The sequence below is a fragment of the Nocardia sp. CA-135953 genome, assembly GCF_050955735.1.
Classification (GTDB): domain Bacteria; phylum Actinomycetota; class Actinomycetes; order Mycobacteriales; family Mycobacteriaceae; genus Nocardia.
The window spans coordinates 4,592,515-4,609,326 of record NZ_CP192082.1 but is presented as its reverse complement, the minus strand read 5'-3'; the positions used below and the strand labels follow the sequence as shown (position 1 = coordinate 4,609,326).

Genomic DNA, 16,812 nt, shown 5'->3' with positions numbered 1-16,812 from the left:
CGGCATAAGGCCGAGGACTACGATTCATGGATCCAGGATCGCGGAATTCAGGTTGCTACCGAGCGCCGTTGATACCGCGTCGAATTCTCCGGTACCCGTACCGGATCAATCCGAAGGAGAACCGAGCATGTCGGATTCGATCCTCGACGGTCGCGTCGCCATTGTCACGGGCGCGGCCAACGGCATCGGCCGGGGCAGCGCGCTGGCGCTGGCCCGTGCGGGCGCCAGCGTCGTCCTGGCCGACCGGGACGACGCGAAGTCCGTGGCCGAGGAGATCGTCGGCGCGGGCGCGAAGGCGATTTCCATAGGCTGTGACATCTCGGACGAGCAGCAGGTCGCCGCGGTCGTCGAACTGGCCGTGCAGACCTACGGCGGGGTGGACATCCTGCATGCCAACGCTGGGATCGGCATCGGGCAGAACCGGCTCATCGACGTCGACAAGCAGGCGTGGGATCGGCTGGTCTCGGTGAACCTGACCGGCACCTGGCTGTGCCTCAAGCACGCCGCCCAGGCGATGATCGCGCAGGGACGCGGCGGGTCGATCGTGCTGACCGCCTCGGCGACCGGGCTGATCGGCTTTCCGCTGACCGGCGGGTATGCCGCGACCAAGGCCGCGCTGGTCAGCCTGACCAAGACGGCGTCGATGGAGCTCGCGGAATCGGGCATCCGGGTCAATGCCGTCGCGCCCGGCCCGATCGCTACCGAGATGGTGCAGCGTGCCATCACCGAGCGGCCCGAACTGGAAGAACTTCTGCGCCAGTCGGTGCCGCTGGGCCGGGTCGGAGCGGTGCAGGAGGTCGCCGACACGGTGGTCTGGCTGTGTTCCGGTCCGGCGGGGTACATCACCGGTGTCACCGTGCCGATCGACGGGGGACAGGTGGCGGGATGAGTTCGCCGGGCGGGCATCGCGTCACCGTACTGCGCGAGGGGGCTGTCGATTGCTACCGCCACGGCGTCCCGGGAACCGGCGGGCGGCGGCGAGCAGCCACTGCGCGATGCGATGCGCCTGCTGGAGACCGCGGGCTCCGACCAGACGATTCTGAATTCGGACGGAGGCATCCTCGGCGCGCCACCGCCTCCCGAACTACTGGCGTTCGGGCTGAAGCGGCCGGCCGGTGCGGGCGTGCCGGATGAGGTGCTGCGGCGATTGGCGAACGACAATCCACGGCGTCTGCTCGCGGCCCAGCTCGCGGTGAATTCGTAAGCCGGTCAACGTGGTTTCCAGGCCTGCGAGATGCGCGGAGCCATTGGTGATCAGGGCCGGGGGAGGGTGTCCGGTATCGCCGGAACACTCTCCCCCGCGGTTCTAGAGCAGCAGCCAGAGTTCGTCCGTGCCGCGCTCGAGTCCGGTATGCCGGCGGGCCGGGCGTGCCGGGTCGGCACGGTAGTTCGGCCAGGCGGCATGGATTTCGGACAGGGCGATCTGCAACTCCATCCGGGCGACGTGGGCGCCGATGCAGCGGTGCAGACCGGCGCCGAACATCAAGTGCCGCTTGTTCGTACGGTCGAAGTCGATCACATCCGGCTGGTCGTACACGTCGCTGTCCCGGCCGGCGGATCCGGTCAGGGTGACGATGTGATCGCCCGCGGAGATCCGCTGGTCACCGATCGTCACATCGCGCACGACAACCCTGGCCTGCGACACGATCGACTCGTACCGCATGAGCTCCTCGACCGCGCCCGGGACGATGTCCGGTTCGGCCCGCAGCCGGTCGCGCAGCTCCGGTCGCGCCGAGAGGTGAACCATACTGTTGGACAACACGTTCGAGGTGGTGTGCAGGCCCGCGTTCCACATCGTCACGCAGATGTTGGCGATGACGTCGCGGCTCAGGCGCTCGCCGTCCAGCTCGGCGCGAACCAGTTCGTCGATCATCCCCGACGCCGGTCCGGAGCTGTCCTTCGACCGCTGCTCGGCGAGATCACCGAAGAACTCCAGCATCCGGACGCGAGTGGAGCGGGTGGCTGTGCGCCGGGCCTCGAGGTCGTTGGTGCCCTTGCGCATTCCCGCTTCGTCCCACTCCCGCAGCATGTCGACGGTCTCGGTGTCCAGGCCGAAGACCTCGCCCATCACCAGGAACGGGAAACTCACCGCGACGGCCGAGACGAACTCGACCTCGTCGCGACCCTCGACCGCGGCCAGCAGCGACCGAAAATGCTCGCGCGCACGCGACTCCCACTTGCGCACCGCCGGCGGGGAGAACCACTGCGCGAGCATCGCTTTGAACGGCCCGTGCTCGGGCGGATCGAGTTCGATCGGAATCCGGCGACCGGACGGATCCTTGGTCGGCGGCACGAACAGCACCTCGTTGGAGAAGCTCTTCGAATCCTGCAGAACCGCCAGCACATCCGCGTAACGGGAGGCGACCCAGTAACCGCCGAGCGCCTCGCTGCGCCCCATCGGGCACGCCCGCAGCTCCTCGAACATCGGGTACGGGTCGGCGTGCAGGCCGGTGTCGGTCCAGATGTCGAGCGTGGGCAGCCAGGCCGGGCAGGCCGATCCCTCGGCAGGCGCGCTCATCTACTCACCCACCTGGAGGATTCTGATCGCGCCCTCCGGACACGAATCCGCGGCGCGGTGAGCCTGTACGGCCTGGTCCGCGGGCAGCTCGAGGTCCTCGGTGATGTTGTAACCCAGATCGTCGAGATCCATCAGGTCCGGCGCGACCTGCGCGCAAATCGCATGGCCCATGCACTTGTCCCGGTCGACGACGACCTTGACGCCATTCTGTTCGGCCACCACGCCTTGTCCTTCCTGTCTGCCGAACTCCGTCCGAGGGGTTCGGGGGTTGTCCGGATCGACGACCCGTTCGAATACCAGTATCCTGCATCCAGGAACATGGTAAGGTCAACATCAGCACCGGTCAACGGAGCTTCGAGATACCTCCGGGGGAGCGCGCGAGTGGCGTCGGTGGGCCTGAAGACCGCAGATCGGGCGAGCCGCTTCCGCGCGAAAGGATATCCCGTATGTCGAAGCCACCGAAGCCACCGATATCGTTCGAGCCGATCGGAGGCCGCCAGTGATCCGGATCGGTTGTGGTAGCGCCTTCGAACGTGATCGTCTCGATTGGCCGGTGCGGCTTGCCAACTCCGGAGTCGTAGACCATATGGCGTTCGATTGCCTGGCCGAGCGGTCGATGGCGTTGAACCAGCTGCGCAAGCTGGAGGACCCGAACGCCGGGTACATACAGCGGCTGGAGACCCCGGCGGTCGGGTTCGACGTCCGGCTGCCCAAGATCGTCCGGGAATTCGCGCCGTTCGTCGCGTCCGGCGGGACGATGGTGGGCAACTTCGGCGCCGCCAACCCCGAGGGCGCCGGCGCCGCGGTCGTCGACGGTTTGCGCGAGGCGGACGTGACCGGCGTGAAGGTCGCCGTGATCACCGGCGACGACGTCATGGAGCAGGTGCTGAAGCAGGATGTGTACCTGCCCGAGCACGGCTGCAAGATCTCCGAGATGAGCGAGCGGATCGTCTCCGCCAACGCCTACATCGGCGCGGAGCCGATCGTCGAGGCGCTGGAGCAGGGCGCCACGTTCATTCTCGGTGGCCGGCTGGCCGATCCCTCGCCGTATGTCGGCCCGATCTGCTTCCGCAACAACTGGCAACTGGACGACTGGGAGAAGGTGGGCCTGGCCACGCTCGCCGGACACCTGCTCGAATGCGGGCCGCACGTGTCCGGCGGGAACTTCACCGACCCGCCGTTCAACCTGGTGCCCGACATGATGGAGATCGGGTTCCCGTGGGCCGAGGTCGACGGCGACCGCATCGTGGTCAGCAAGACCCCGGGCACCGGAGGTCTGGTCAGCACCAAGACCGTGCGCCTGCAGATCGGCTACGAAATCAGTGATCCGGCTTCGTATTTGACGCCTGACGTGACGGCCGACTTCAGCCAGGTCGCGGTGCGTCAGGTCGGCCCGGACCGGGTCGAGGTCGTCGGCGCGTCCGGCCGGGCGCGCCCGGACACGCTGAAGGTGCTCGTCGGACTCGACCTGGGCTGGAAGGTTACCGTCGAAATGTCCTACGGCGGCCCCAGCTGCGTCGAACGCGCGCAGTTCGCGGCGGAGCTGCTCGAGGCGCGCGCCAGGACGGCTCTCGGCTCGGAGATCCTGGAGTGGCACTCCGACCTGGTCGGGATGACCTCCCTGTTCGGCGACGCGATCAGCCGTGGCTACCCGGCCGAGGTCCGGATGCGCGTCGCGGCCAGGACGGCCTCCAAGGCGGCTGCCCAGACGATCTTCGACGAGGGCGACTACATCCCGATCTCCGGCCCCGCAGCCGGCGGTGGTCGCGGCGCGATGGCGCTCGTGCGGGCCATCGGCGTAACTCCCGCGCTACTCGACCGTTCCGACGTCCCACTGCATGTGGAGGTTCTCCAATCATGAAACTTCGCGATATCGCATACGCCCGGGAGGGCGACAAGACCGATCTCGCCAACGTCTGTCTGTATCCACACGACGAAGCCGACTGGCCGCTGCTGCGGGAGAAGATCACCGCCGACGTCGTCGCCGCCAAGTTCGGCCCGATCATCAAGGGCACCGTGACCAGGTACGAACTGCCGAATCTGCACGGCCTGAACTTCGTGCTCACCGCGGCGCTGGCGGGCGGTAACTCGCGGTCGCTGCGCGTCGACGGCACCGGGAAGAGCTATGCCTCGCTGATGCTGGACATCGATATCTGATGGACAGCATCGAGCGCTTGCTGATCGAACGCGATTGCACCCAGCTCAGCGTCGACTACGGACGCCTCGTGGACTTCGGTCAGGCCGCGAAGGTGGCGGAACTGTTCACCGATGACGGAGTTTGCGAATTGTCCGCGGGCCGTTTCGAGGGCATCGAGCAGATCCGCGCCTTCTTCGAAAAGCGGCAGGGCCAAACCGATGTCGTCTCCCGGCACGTGATGACCAACATCGCGGTGGAGGTCCAGGACGCCGATCATGCGACGGGACTGGTCTACCTGACCTTCTACCGCGTGGTGTGGACCGGCGAGGGACCGGCGCCGCTGGGACCGCCGAGCTTCGTCGGCTCGTACGCGGACTCCTACCGCCGCACACCCGAAGGATGGCGATTCGAAAGCCGTATCGGGAGTACGGCTCTGAAGAGCTGACCGCGAAGGCAGTTCCCGCTCAGGGATTCCGGCGGAAACTGCCGATCGGGTCAAGCGTGCGCGCCCACCCCCACGGCGGTCATCTGCTTGATTACCGTGTTCATGTCGAAGTAGTCCCGCCACAGGGCAATTCGGTCCTCACGCACGACGAAGACCGCCGCGCACGGCACCGAGATCTCGGTGCCCCGCATGGTGAAGTGGTCCACCCGCTCGTGCGTCACCGTGTCCCCGGAGGTCATCGTGTCGAGCGCGACGTGGTGGCCAGTTCTGAAACGAGTTCGGGGTACTCGACGGCAAGCGCGGAGGCTACCCCTGCGGACTGTCGAACGTTCCGGATCAGCGGGTCCTCGCATCCGACGATCCATACTGTGCCAGCAGGCGCTCGGCGGCGACGTGCGGTGCGCCTCGGGCGGCCAGCTCGGTATAGGCGGGGTCGCGGTCGTATTCCGTGAGCGCCCAGGCGTGTACGCGTGCCGCGACGAGTTCGGCCGCGGCCTGACGGAGCTTGCGGGCGTCCACCTTGCGGCCCTCGGGGTCTCGGTCGAGGAATGCGCGGTGTTCGGCCACCGCGTCCCACAGCTTGTCCACCGAGCCGTCGTCAGCGTTGGCCACTGTCGGCACCACTTTGGGCTGCCACACGGTGCGGGTTCCCAGATGGAGCATCTTGTGCAGGTCGCGGACCAGGCGTTGTGCGCCGGGCAGATCGGCCTTGTTCACGACATAGATGTCGGCGACCTCGTGGATGCCCGCCTTCTCGAGCTGGATGTCGTCACCCGAATTCGGGTTGAGCACAAGAACAGTGGTGTCCGCCAGCGACGACAGGTCCAATTCGGACTGACCCGTGCCCACGGTCTCGATCATGATCTCGTCGAAGCCGTGCGCGCCCATGGCCCACGCGACCTCCGCCGCCCCGGGGGCCAGACCGCCCAACTGCCCCCGCGCGCCCATACTGCGGATGAAGACTCCGGGATCGAGCGTGTGCTGGTGCATGCGCAGGCGGTCGCCCAGCAGGGCGCCACCGGAAAACGGCGAACTCGGATCCACGGCCAATACGCCGACGGTCCGGTCCTGCTTGCGCATCGAGCTGATCATCGCCGCCAGCAGGGTCGACTTTCCGGCGCCCGGCGCCCCGGTCAGTCCGACCCGCCGCGGTTGCGGCCTGGTGACCGAACGCAGCGCGGCGAGTACTTCGCTCGCCTCCGGGCTCTGCCGTTCGATGAGACTGATAGCGCGTGCCAGTGCGCGCGGGTCACCGGCGACGAATCGTTGTACGAGGTCGGACATGAAGCGCCCTAACGTTTCAGGCCGACTGCAAGCGCCCGGAGACTTCGTCGCCGGAGACTCGTGCGACGAACTCCATGGTCTTGCGAATGTGCCGTGTCGCAGCGGTTTCCGCGGTCTTGGTGTCGCCGTTGCGGATCGCGGTGAAGATGTCGCGATGGTTGTCGTTGCCCAGGCAGATCACGTGCCGCAGCGTGTCCTCCAGTTCGGAGCCCAGGTGCTGTTGCAGATAACGGGTGAGCAGCATGTGCGACGAAAGCCGCACCAGCGGTGCGAATTCGAACATGCGCGAATTGCCGGACGCGTCGAGGATCGATAGGTGGAAGTCGGCATGAGCCTCTCCGTACTCCGCAGCGTCCAGCTTCGGCCCGCTGGCTGTCTCCATGCGACTGATGCAGCGCTCGAGCCGTTGCGTGATGTCTTCGGGGAGCTTGCGAGCCGCGGCGAGTCGAGCGGCGAGCCCGTCGACGACCTCACGGATCTGGTAGGTGTCGATCAGGTGCTGGCCGTCGAGCTCGATGACCTCAACGGTCTTGTTCCCGTTGGAGATTCGCAGTAGGCCGTCCCGCTCGAGAATGCGGAACGCCTCCCGCAGCGGAGTTCGGCTCACCCCCAGGCGCTCCGCCAGCTGGATCTGGAGCAGGGGAGTCCCCGGCGCCAGCTGGCCACGCAGGATGAGATCACGCAGCACGTGCGCGACCTCATCGGCAAGGCGGGTCTGCGGCCTGGCCACCAGGCCGGCCGGAAGGTCGGTTGCGGGGTCCGGCACTGCGCCTCCTTGAACTGGTTTCTGTATACAGGATACCAGATCTTGGTTCACGTGCAGTTTCAGCGAACCCGACAGTGCTGTATGCTGCGCCACTCTGTGATTCGAGTCTCGATGCGACGGCCGGGCGTGTCGCGAGCGCCCGGCCGCTGCGCGATCAGCTGGTGAGGCCCCAGCGTTGCAGGTCGTAGCATCCGATCGCGCTACCACCTCGTCGGCCGAGCTGGTCGCGGGCAAGCTGCCCGGTACCGACCTGCTGGCAGATCGTGTTCTGGCCTCCGGTGGCATGCGCCGCCTCTGGAACTTCTGGTTCAACCCAACCCGCAGATTCGCACCGCCATCCAGATGCTGATCACGCCGGCGCATGCCAGTTGCTTGCGGCAAACGGGGTGTGACTGTCCGTAGCGGTGGCGGGCTTGTCTGGTGCTATGTACGCATCGGGGTATCGGGATGCCCGAGAGTGAAGAATTTATCTTACTTTTCTAGTTAATATAGCCTCCATTTTTCAGTTCGAGCACGTGTGATCGGCTGTGCCTGATCATTCAATCGATGCCGAACATTCTCCTCGCCTAGCGAGTAAGGCCAGTTCACGGCGTTTTCTCGACTTGCCCAGGCTTTGCTGCCTGCCGATTTCACGGCGGCCTCCGCATAACTCACCTAGTTGACTAAGTGCACTGGCGTGGTTACAGTCACACCACGTCTTGTGATGTGTGTTAGGTCACAGATGTCCTGCTGGCTGGTTGGTCGCGACCGCCTGATGAGTGCGTGGAAAGGGATAGCGTTCGATGACTGCAACGTTGCCGTCGGTCGCCGGCCAATCGCCGCCCGAGCTCGACACATCGCTGACCGCCGAGCCAGAAGGAGCCCGTCGGGGCGGCGGCTCGCGTTATCTGACGTATCTACGCGAGGCTCCGGTTCGTTCGCTGGCAACCATCGGTAGGTCGGCCGAACTCACCGCCGATGTAGTCCGATACGTGGTCGTCGATGGCGTGCGGTTCCGGCTGCCGCTGTACGAAATCCTCGACCAGACATGGAATTTGCTCAAGGTCACCGCACTGCCGGCCCTGTTGATGGCCATTCCGATCGGTGCCGAGGTCGCGGTCGAGGTCGGCGGGATTATGAATCAGGTCGGAGCGAATTCTCTGGCCGGGGCTGCGAGCGGGCTGGGCGTTGTCGGACAGGGTGCGCCGATGGCCGCGGGGATGCTGATGAGTGGTGCCGCCGCCTCGGCGATCGCCTCGGATCTGGGGGCGCGCTCGATTCGCGAGGAGATCGACGCGATGCGCGTCATGGGCGTGGACCCGGTGGAGCGATTGGTGATGCCGCGGTTCCTGGCGATGATCGCAATCGCGCCCGTGCTGTGCGCGGTCATCATCGCCGCCGGTGTGTCCGCGGGTCTGGTCATCTCTACGAGGGTCAGTCACGTTGTCCCAGGCAGCTTCTGGCAGACGTTCGGTGCCTTCGCGACGCCGACGGATGTGGTGTTCGCGGTGGTGAAGGCATTGCTGTTCGCCGCGATCGTCGTGCTGATCGCAAGCCTGCGCGGTCTGGAAGCCAAGGGCGGACCCAAAGGGGTGGCCGACGCGGTCAACGCTTCGGTGGTACTCAGCGTTTTCTGCATTTTCATGACCAACCTGTTGGTCAGCCAGCTTCAGCAGATGTTCTTCCCGACGCATCTGGCGTGATCATGAACGGATTGTCGAGCGTGTTCTCAGCTTCCGCGAAATCGGTGCTCGTTCGTCCTGCGCGGTCGATCGGGCGCGGACTTTCCGATGTGCTCGCCGAGATCGGGCAGATTTTCGTATTCAGCGGCAAGGTGTTGTACCTGCTCCCGAAGACCGTGCGGCGCTATCGCAAGGCGACGGTCAAGACCATGAACCAGATGGCTTGGGGCAGTGGATCTCTGATCGTCGACGGAGGCGTGGTCAGCCTGATGTTCTTCCTGGGCATCGCGGTCGGCGCGGTGGTCGCGATCGAATCGTTCACCGCGTTGAATCTGCTCGGCTTCGGTGCGATGAGCGGCATCATCGGATCATTCGGCAACCTGCGCGTCATCGCGCCGATCATCACCGGCGTCGGATTCGCCGCGCAGGCGGGCTGCCGGATGACCGCGGAGATCGGCGCGATGCGTATCTCCGAGGAGATCGACGCCACCGAATCCATGGGCCTGCAAGCGATTCCGTTCGTGGTCGGGACGCGGCTGATCGGCGGCATGCTGGTCGTGCTGCCCGGATATCTGATGGCCCTGGTGGTCAGTTTCGTCACCGGCAGCATCGTGGTGAAGACCTTCTTCTCCCAGCCAGCCGGCACCTACGATCACTACTTCCGAATGTTTCTGAGCCCCTCGGACCTGATCGCGTCGATCATCAAGGTACTGGTGTTCTGTTCGGCGGTAACGCTCATTCATTGCTACTACGGGTACTTCGCCTCGGGCGGACCAGCCGGCGTCGGCGCCGCGTCGGGGCGCGCTATTCGCGCAAGTCTTGTCGTGCTCGTTGTGATCAATTTCGTGATGACAGTGGCTCTTTGGGGTTTGAGCCCGACCCTGATCTTCAAAGGATAGGAATGAGCAAGTTCAGAAATCAGGACTTCCTTCGAGGCACGGGCGAGCGCCAAACGCTGGTTCTGAATCTCACCGCGGCCGGCGTCATCGTGGTGGTAGCCCTCGTCCTCGTCGCGTACCTCTGGGTGTATCCGCGGCTCGAGACCGCGGACACACTGGATCTGGCCGTCGACGTCCCCGCCGTCGCGCCGGGCATCCATACCGGTACGAAAGTCATCCTGCGCGGTGCGGAAGTCGGTGAGGTCAAGGGCCTGACCCGGCACCAGGACGACTCGGTGCGAATGAGCCTGTCGTTGCAGCCGGGTGAAATCCAGGGTCTGACCGACGCATTCGATCTGGACTTCCGCCCGGAGAACTATTTCGGTGTCTCGGCAGTGAATCTTGTGGGCAAGCCGACTGGTGACCCCCTGCAGTCCGGACAGGTTCTGGACCGGATGCCTTCGGGTGATTTCACGATGTCGACAATGATCGAGAAGGGCTCGCTCGTGGTCAACGGAACGTTGACCCAATCGATGATCGCAACCCTCGACAAGGTCATTCGCTACACCGACGGTCTGACACCGATGATCCAGACCGGCATCGTGGTCGCCGATCGCATGTCGCAGACGCAGCAGGCAATGCCGAGTGTCCTTCTCGCAGACCTGAATCGGACCCTGACCGTGCTGCCCGGGTTCAGTCAGCAGGCCATCGACGCGCTCTACAACATGTACGACAACGATTCGCAGAAGAAGTCGCAGCAGGGCTCGCTCGACGACGAGAAGGTCTGGTGGGCCGATATGAATGAGGGCCTGGACCTGGTCCTGGGCGGATTGTTCTCGGCCGCTGGTAAATTGCTGGAAAGCCACATGGGTGAGCTCACCCCGGCGACACAGATGGTGACGGCGCTGACCAGTGCGGTGCCGAACCTGCTCGACGGCGGCGCCGCGGCGTCCAAACTGTCCCAGCTCGTCGACCGATACGGCAAGGCGTATTCCGGCCCCGAGGGATCGAAGACGCTGAATATGCGGGTGGTGCTCGACGATCTGCCGTCGTTCACCACGCCGATGACGCTCATCGGTGTACCGTACGCGCCGCAGCCCGGAGCGCCGCGATGAAACAGTCCACCCGCACCCTCATCAGAGTGGTTCAGCTGACCATCGCCGCGGTCATCACAGTGCTGCTGTTCACCATCACGATCAACGCCATCCGCAATCCGGTCTCGGACGCGACCGCAATGTACACAGCCGATTTCACCGATGTTTCGGGCCTGCACGTCGACGGCGACGTGCGGACCAAAGGCGTGCTCATCGGCAAGGTCGAATCCATCGACCTGGTCCACCAGTCCGGGCAGAGTATCGCGAAGGTCCGCTTGACCTTGAAGAAGCCGTATCTGCTCACCGATCACTCCGTCCTCGCGGTCAAATATCAAAACCTCACCGGCATCCGGTATCTCGATATGAGCGAGCCGAACGGCCCCGGTAAACCGACCGATCATCTGACGACCGCGATGACCAAGCCGTCGTTCGACATCACTCAGTTGTTCAACGGCCTTCAGCCCGTGCTGAATACGATGAGCACGGACGAGGTGAACACGTTCACCCAGAACGTCATCTCCATGCTGCAGGGCGACGGCAACGGCCTCGCGCCGATCATGGACAGCGTGCAGAAGCTGGGGGACTACGCGCACAACCGCGAGCAGGTCATTTCGATCCTCACCGCGAACCTGAACCGGATGTCCCAGACGATGGGCGGCAAGTCTTCGGACGTCATGAATTTCCTGCGGTCCATGAGTATTCCGGTGGGCCGGGCACTGTCGGTCCTGGACGAATTCACCAAGACGGACGCCTTCGGGCCGGCGTTCACCCGGCCGATCGACCGGATGCTGATCGACCTGGGGCTCGATCCCGAGCTGGATGTCGACAAGTTCCTCCAGGCTGCGTTCCCCGCGGGGGTCCCCGCGGTCGCAGACGCTCTTCGCTTGTTGCCGAACGCTTTCGTCGGGTTGCAACTGCCCGCGGTGAATGCGCATCCGAATGCGATGAAGTGCAGCAATGGGATTGCGGTGCTTCCAACGGACGTGCAGATCCTTCTGAACGGCAGTGAGGTCACGGTATGCAACGCGCACTGAGTAAGCGGGTGGCCCGGCCACGCACGGGTGTGGTTTCCGCGCTTCGGAAGATCGGCGGCAACGAGGTGCTGCTGGGCCTGAGCGTGGTCGTCGTCGCGGTCGTGGTGCTGGCCGGGGCAACGCTGGTCTATCTACATCCGTTGGGCCGCAAGACGATTTCCTTCGAAACCACGGACGCGTCCTCGCTGAGCACCGGAGAGGAGGTCCGCGTTGCCGGGATCAGTGTCGGCAAGGTCTCCGGTTTGTCGATCGAGCCCGACACCGTGCGCGTGAAGCTGGACATCAAAGGCGATGTCTTCATCGGCTCGAATACCACGATCGACGTCCGGATGCTGACGCCGGTAGGCGGGTACGCCGTCACGGTGGTTCCGGTCGGCAACGCGCCCTTGGACAAGGACGCGGTCATCCCGCCCGAGCGGGTTACCGTTCCCTATTCGATCGCCGACTTGTTGCAATCGGTGCCGCACGTGACCGAAAAGGTCGACGGCGGCACGATCAAGGCGAACATCGATCAGGTCGCCGATGCGCTGCAGCACAATGCACCCTCGATCAAGTCCATGATCGACGGGCTCGACAGCATCGCGACCGTGATGGATCACCAGCGTGACCAGGTCCGCACGATCATGGATATGGCCTCGGAATACACCGAGACGTTCAACAAGAGCCGCGATTTCATCTTCGAGCTGCTGCGGCAGGCGGAGCTGGTGATCTCCCGGTACAACATCACCAAGGCCGGATTCGACGAGGCCTATACCGAACTCGGTGACATCCTCAACCGCGTCAAACCGTTCATGGACTACTACCTCGAGCACAAGGACCAGCTCTATGCCGCGGTCACCAAGGCGCGGGAATCCATCGGCGCATTCCAGAAACAGCTGGGGCCCGCGCTGGACCAGATGAAAGCACTGCAATCGCAGTTGCAGCAGTGGCTCGGTCCGGACGGGTTCAAAGCAGTCGGCGGCGGTACGGTGCTCGCGTCGAACATCTGTATTCCGACTCCAGGTCGGACGTGCTGACATGATCAAGAAACGCAAGACGACGGCAATCGTCGCGGCATCCACGGTTGTCGTCGTCGCGGCATACGGTGTCGCCTACGCATCCACCTCCGACGACAGCCGTCCGAGCGGCGGTGCAGGGTACTGCGCGGAGATGTCCGATTCGATCGGGCTCTACACCGGAAACCCGGTCACGCAAATGGGTTTCAAGGTCGGTCAGGTGACCGCCATCGTCCCGAAGGGCGATCACGTCGAGGTAACATTCTCCCTCGACGCGGGCCGCAAGTATCCGGCGAACGTGAAGGCTGTCACCCGGTCCAAATCGCTGCTCGCGGATCGCAGCGTGGAACTCGTCGGCAACTACAAGTCCGGGCCGGAACTCACTGCGGGCAAGTGTATTTCACTCGGCAGCAGCTACACGCCGAAGAGCATTTCGCAGATCACCGGGTCGGCCGCGGACTTCATCGACGCCATAGCGCCGGAGAACGGCAACCAGGGCCTGGAGCGGGCGCTGGGCGGTTTGGACACGGCATTGCACGGTAACGGGCAGGACGCGCAGGCGCTGATGCAGCATGCTGCATCAGCCATGGACAGCCCGGACCAGCTGGTCGCAGACATCGGCACCACGATCATGAACATGGCGCCGCTGAGCGAAGAGGCGCTGCAGCGCTGGTCCACCATCCGCTCGATCCTCGACCAGGCCCCCGCGACGTTGGACGCGATGACCTATGACCTGCTACCCGGCGTCATCACGATGGACAACGGGGTGATCGACGTCTCCAAGCTCCTCTACGACGTCCAACGTCGTTACGGCGACTCGATCTGGCCGTTCGTGCACGGCAACGTCACCGACGCCATCCACCTGGCAGCTACCCGTTCCAAGGACATCGCCGGACTGCTGTCGACGATTCCGTCGGTCACCGCGGCGATGGGGCAGCAGACCCGCGATCCGAATGGCATGACCGTCACCTACCAGCAGCCGACCGTGCGGACGGGCCCCGGCGCCGCGCCCACGATGCCCTTGCTGGATCTCGTGCTGGATCTCGTGCCGGCGAAGGAAGAGCGATGAAAGCTTTCGAACGACTCGTCCCGCGAGTTGCCGCGGCCCTGTTGTGTGGTGCGGTGACTGCGTCGTGTTCCTTGGGCCCCAAGGACATTCCGAGCTTCCGGTCCAGTTCCGGTGGCTCCGACATCGTGCTGCACTTCGAGAGTGTGATGAACCTGCCCGACGGGGCGAACGTGACGATGGACGGCCTGCAGATCGGCAAGGTCGAGAAGGTGGACCTCGGCACGTCGGATGTCGCGGTGACGGTTGTCCTCCAGCCTGGGGTGCGTGTTCCGTCGAACGTGAAGGCCATGATCCGGCAGGACACCATTCTCGGAGACACCTACATCGGATTGGATCGCTCTGCGGGCCCGGACAATACGCGGTACCTGCCAGCGGGCGGAACGATCCCGGTCAGCGATACGACTTCGCCTCCGCAGTTGGAAGACACGCTGGCCGTGCTCGCGTACTTCGTCAACGGAGGCAGTATCCAGAAGATCGAGGACACGATGTCCCGGCTGAATACCGTCATGCCGGCCGTCACCGAGATCCGCGAGCTGTCCACGGTCATGACCGGCGACCTGCACGACCTGTCGCAGAACACCGACGAGATCGACCGCACGCTGGCAGGACTCGATCGCACCGCGAGCACCGTCGCGGGCAACGCCCCGACCCTGAATCGAATATTGCTGAACGATTCGGCACTGCGCTACTGGCGCTATTCCGCCGATATCCTGTACGGCCACATCGGATCGGGACTTCCATCGATCGGCAGCCTCTTCGTCGGTGGTAACTGGATGGTTCCGATGCTGAATTCGCTGTCGGCGACCACACACGACGGTCGCGGCATGTGGAATACGGCCCCGAGCGCGGCCGGAAATATGGCGACATTCCTGCGGACCGTGGTTCTGCCGTTCGCGCAGCACCCGTCGGTGAATATTCAATCGGTGCAGGCAGCCAACGGTGATGAGCTGGTCGGGGACATGGAGAACGTTCTGCGCATGTTGGGAGCGGTGAGATGATCAATCGCACTGTCGCATCGGTTGTGGGCATGGCCCTGATCTCCGGCGGATCCTTCGCGTATATGCACCACCTCGGCATGCCGATGAGCGCTCTGCAGGACCTGGATACGGTGAGCATGTCGTTGCCCGACACCAACGGGGTCGTCGTGGGATCTCCGGTGTTGTTGCGCGGCGTGCACATCGGTGATGTGTCGAAGGTCGTCTCGTCTGTCGGCAGGATTCAAATCGAGTGGAACTTCGACAAGAAATACCGCGTGCCGCTGGATAGCAACTATCGGGTGGACAATCTGTCGGCGTTGGGGGAGACCTACATCGCCGTTATACCGTCGAGCGAGGCCGGCCCGTATTTGGCTGACCATTCGGTGATCGATACCGACAAGGTGATCGTGCCGACGACGATCAAGGAGCTTTCCGCGCGGCTGACCAGGCTTCTCGAGGAGGTGGATCCGAATCGAGTCGGGGAGATACTCCACGAGATGGATGTCGCGTTGCCGGAAGATGCGCAGGTTCTGGGCAATCTGAATCGGGCAGGTCAGTTGCTGGCCTCGATGATCACCAAGCAGTCGGGCGCCTTCACCAAGCTGTTGAGCGTCATCCAGCCGATGCTGCAGGACAGCTCTTGGGTCCCCCCCGATCTCGTCGGTGCCGGACGCCACGCGCCGCAGCTGGGTAGACGCTTGAGCGACCTGTGGGACGGATTCGTCGACGCGAAGTACTCGGAGCCGATCGTTCCAGCCAACCGGGACGGAGTGGTTCCCTTCGTCCAGGAGATCCAGAAGTTCACCGATGAGAACGCCACCGATCTGCACACGCTGGGCGTGGACCTGCTGCCCGCCGCGCAGGCCGGGGCCGCCTCGCTGAAGACGATCGACACCGGGCGATTGCTGGACGAGGCGCTCGCGGCGGTTGATTCGGGTAACAGCGTCACCCTTCGCGTGAAGACTCCCGGGAGGTGAGGCCGACCTGAACGATTCGATCGAGAACTGTTGGCGGGGGCGGATATTCGTGGAAGAGGAATTGGATACATGACAGCCCGGTCGTCGGTGGTCGCCGACAGTGAAAAAGACGCCGACAGTGAAAAAGACAACGACAAAGACATCGAGAAGGATTCGGCAGTCGAGGAGGCCGTCGAAACCGTCGGTGGCACAAGCAAATCCGATGCAGGTAGATCCGATGCGAAGAAGCGTTCTGCGCGGATCGACGCAGTGGTGGCGCGCGGACGCAGCGTCTCCGGCTCCTCGATCCAGCTCCAGACCCTGGTGATTTCTGCCGTCGTGATCGTTCTGGCCGTTGCGGTGGCAGTGCTCGGATGGCAGGTCCACGCCAAGTCGAGCGATATTTCCACGATCGACCAGGAGGCCGCGGGCCGGGCGCATGCCGAGCAGATCGCGCTCGACTATGCCACGGGCGCAGCGGAAATGGATTTCCACGACCTCAGCGCGTGGCGGGGTCGATTGACCAAGGGAACCAGCCCGGAGCTGTCCAACCGGCTGACTCGAGCGGCGACCTCGATGGAGCAGATCATCTCGCCGTTGCAATGGACCTCGACGGCGAAGCCGATCGCCGCGAAGGTGCGCTCGGAGAACAACGGTTCGTACTCCGTCGATTGCTTCGTCAACGTGCTCACCAAGAACAGCCAGGCGGTCGACGGGATCAATTCGACGGCCACCTATCGATTGACCGTCGACAGCAACCACGATTGGGACATCACCGATATATCCGGAATAGATTCGGCCCTGGGGGCGAAGTAACAGGCGGAGGTCCGCACGGCGTTACAGACCGAGGCGAATGCACTCAGTGCGAGACCTACTGTTTGTCGCGTCTGCGGAGAACGCGAACTCCCGGCCGTCCAGAGCTGCTGCGCGGTATGCGAGGCCGCTGCTCGCAGAAGGGGTTGCCGACACGTTGTGTCGGTAATAGCATGTGGTGGCCG

The 16,812-nt window shown here is 64.2% G+C and carries 19 protein-coding genes; 14 read left to right on the top strand and 5 right to left on the bottom strand.

The window, feature by feature from the left end:
• Nucleotides 1-127: 127 nt before the first annotated feature.
• Nucleotides 128-889, top strand: a complete 762-nt coding sequence (locus ACQPXH_RS21205; protein WP_433598281.1) for an SDR family NAD(P)-dependent oxidoreductase — start codon at nucleotides 128-130, stop codon at nucleotides 887-889.
• A gap of 111 nt (nucleotides 890-1,000) precedes the next feature.
• Nucleotides 1,001-1,204 (top strand): hypothetical protein, encoded by a 204-nt coding sequence (locus tag ACQPXH_RS21200; protein WP_433598280.1) that lies wholly within the window; start codon nucleotides 1,001-1,003, stop codon nucleotides 1,202-1,204.
• 102 nt (nucleotides 1,205-1,306) lie between these two features.
• Here ACQPXH_RS21200 and ACQPXH_RS21195 read toward each other — a convergent pair whose 3' ends face one another.
• On the bottom strand, nucleotides 1,307-2,518 hold the full coding sequence (locus ACQPXH_RS21195) for a cytochrome P450 (RefSeq protein ID WP_433598279.1): 1,212 nt from the start codon (nucleotides 2,516-2,518) through the stop codon (nucleotides 1,307-1,309).
• A complete protein-coding gene (locus tag ACQPXH_RS21190; protein ID WP_433598278.1) occupies nucleotides 2,519-2,737 on the bottom strand; it encodes a ferredoxin in 219 nt (72 codons plus the stop codon). It lies immediately after the preceding gene.
• A gap of 280 nt (nucleotides 2,738-3,017) precedes the next feature.
• Between ACQPXH_RS21190 and ACQPXH_RS21185 the strand changes: the two genes are divergently transcribed.
• From ACQPXH_RS21185 to ACQPXH_RS21175, 3 genes are read left to right on the top strand one after another with little or no spacing between them, the layout of a single operon-like run.
• Nucleotides 3,018-4,379: an acyclic terpene utilization AtuA family protein gene (locus ACQPXH_RS21185; protein ID WP_433598277.1), complete on the top strand. Its 1,362-nt coding sequence runs from the start codon at nucleotides 3,018-3,020 to the stop codon at nucleotides 4,377-4,379.
• The gene (locus tag ACQPXH_RS21180) at nucleotides 4,376-4,675 is read left to right on the top strand and encodes an AtuA-related protein (protein ID WP_433598276.1); all 300 of its coding nucleotides are present in this window, start codon (nucleotides 4,376-4,378) and stop codon (nucleotides 4,673-4,675) included. The genes ACQPXH_RS21185 and ACQPXH_RS21180 overlap by 4 nt, the downstream gene beginning before the upstream one ends.
• On the top strand, nucleotides 4,675-5,100 hold the full coding sequence (locus ACQPXH_RS21175) for a nuclear transport factor 2 family protein (protein WP_433598275.1): 426 nt from the start codon (nucleotides 4,675-4,677) through the stop codon (nucleotides 5,098-5,100). Before ACQPXH_RS21180 ends, ACQPXH_RS21175 begins: the two co-directional genes overlap by 1 nt.
• Before the next feature lie 50 nt (nucleotides 5,101-5,150).
• On the opposite strand, the gene ACQPXH_RS21170 is transcribed toward ACQPXH_RS21175, so the two are convergent.
• The 3 genes from ACQPXH_RS21170 to ACQPXH_RS21160 all read right to left on the bottom strand — a co-directional run bounded on the left by ACQPXH_RS21170 (nucleotide 5,151) and on the right by ACQPXH_RS21160 (nucleotide 7,150).
• Entirely contained in the window at nucleotides 5,151-5,339 is a 189-nt protein-coding gene (locus ACQPXH_RS21170; RefSeq protein WP_433598274.1) for a limonene-1,2-epoxide hydrolase family protein, read from the bottom strand.
• Nucleotides 5,340-5,436: 97 nt separating this feature from the next.
• Entirely contained in the window at nucleotides 5,437-6,384 is a 948-nt protein-coding gene (gene meaB / locus ACQPXH_RS21165; protein ID WP_433598273.1) for a methylmalonyl Co-A mutase-associated GTPase MeaB, read from the bottom strand.
• Between the two features lie 16 nt (nucleotides 6,385-6,400).
• Complete coding sequence (locus ACQPXH_RS21160) at nucleotides 6,401-7,150, bottom strand: GntR family transcriptional regulator (RefSeq protein ID WP_433598272.1); 750 nt, start codon at nucleotides 7,148-7,150, stop codon at nucleotides 6,401-6,403.
• 782 nt (nucleotides 7,151-7,932) lie between these two features.
• Between ACQPXH_RS21160 and ACQPXH_RS21155 the strand changes: the two genes are divergently transcribed.
• The 9 genes from ACQPXH_RS21155 (at nucleotide 7,933) to ACQPXH_RS21115 (ending at nucleotide 16,630) form a co-directional block, all read left to right on the top strand.
• Nucleotides 7,933-8,832 carry an ABC transporter permease gene (locus ACQPXH_RS21155; RefSeq protein ID WP_433598271.1) on the top strand — a complete coding sequence of 300 codons (900 nt, stop codon included), beginning with the start codon at nucleotides 7,933-7,935 and terminating at the stop codon, nucleotides 8,830-8,832.
• Nucleotides 8,833-8,876: 44 nt separating this feature from the next.
• Nucleotides 8,877-9,710, top strand: a complete 834-nt coding sequence (locus tag ACQPXH_RS21150; RefSeq protein WP_433603525.1) for an MlaE family ABC transporter permease — start codon at nucleotides 8,877-8,879, stop codon at nucleotides 9,708-9,710.
• A gap of 2 nt (nucleotides 9,711-9,712) precedes the next feature.
• A complete protein-coding gene (locus tag ACQPXH_RS21145; protein ID WP_433598270.1) occupies nucleotides 9,713-10,804 on the top strand; it encodes an Mce family protein in 1,092 nt (363 codons plus the stop codon).
• Nucleotides 10,801-11,817, top strand: coding sequence for an MlaD family protein (locus ACQPXH_RS21140; RefSeq protein WP_433598269.1), 1,017 nt, complete (start codon nucleotides 10,801-10,803; stop codon nucleotides 11,815-11,817). The genes ACQPXH_RS21145 and ACQPXH_RS21140 overlap by 4 nt, the downstream gene beginning before the upstream one ends.
• Nucleotides 11,802-12,833: an MCE family protein gene (locus ACQPXH_RS21135; RefSeq protein ID WP_433598268.1), complete on the top strand. Its 1,032-nt coding sequence runs from the start codon at nucleotides 11,802-11,804 to the stop codon at nucleotides 12,831-12,833. Before ACQPXH_RS21140 ends, ACQPXH_RS21135 begins: the two co-directional genes overlap by 16 nt.
• Before the next feature lies 1 nt (nucleotide 12,834).
• Nucleotides 12,835-13,881: an MlaD family protein gene (locus tag ACQPXH_RS21130; RefSeq protein ID WP_433598267.1), complete on the top strand. Its 1,047-nt coding sequence runs from the start codon at nucleotides 12,835-12,837 to the stop codon at nucleotides 13,879-13,881.
• Nucleotides 13,878-14,879: an MlaD family protein gene (locus tag ACQPXH_RS21125; RefSeq protein ID WP_433598266.1), complete on the top strand. Its 1,002-nt coding sequence runs from the start codon at nucleotides 13,878-13,880 to the stop codon at nucleotides 14,877-14,879. Before ACQPXH_RS21130 ends, ACQPXH_RS21125 begins: the two co-directional genes overlap by 4 nt.
• Entirely contained in the window at nucleotides 14,876-15,835 is a 960-nt protein-coding gene (locus tag ACQPXH_RS21120) for an MlaD family protein (RefSeq protein ID WP_433598265.1), read from the top strand. Before ACQPXH_RS21125 ends, ACQPXH_RS21120 begins: the two co-directional genes overlap by 4 nt.
• A 69-nt stretch (nucleotides 15,836-15,904) precedes the next feature.
• Nucleotides 15,905-16,630 (top strand): hypothetical protein, encoded by a 726-nt coding sequence (locus ACQPXH_RS21115; protein ID WP_433598264.1) that lies wholly within the window; start codon nucleotides 15,905-15,907, stop codon nucleotides 16,628-16,630.
• Nucleotides 16,631-16,812: the final 182 nt, after the last annotated feature.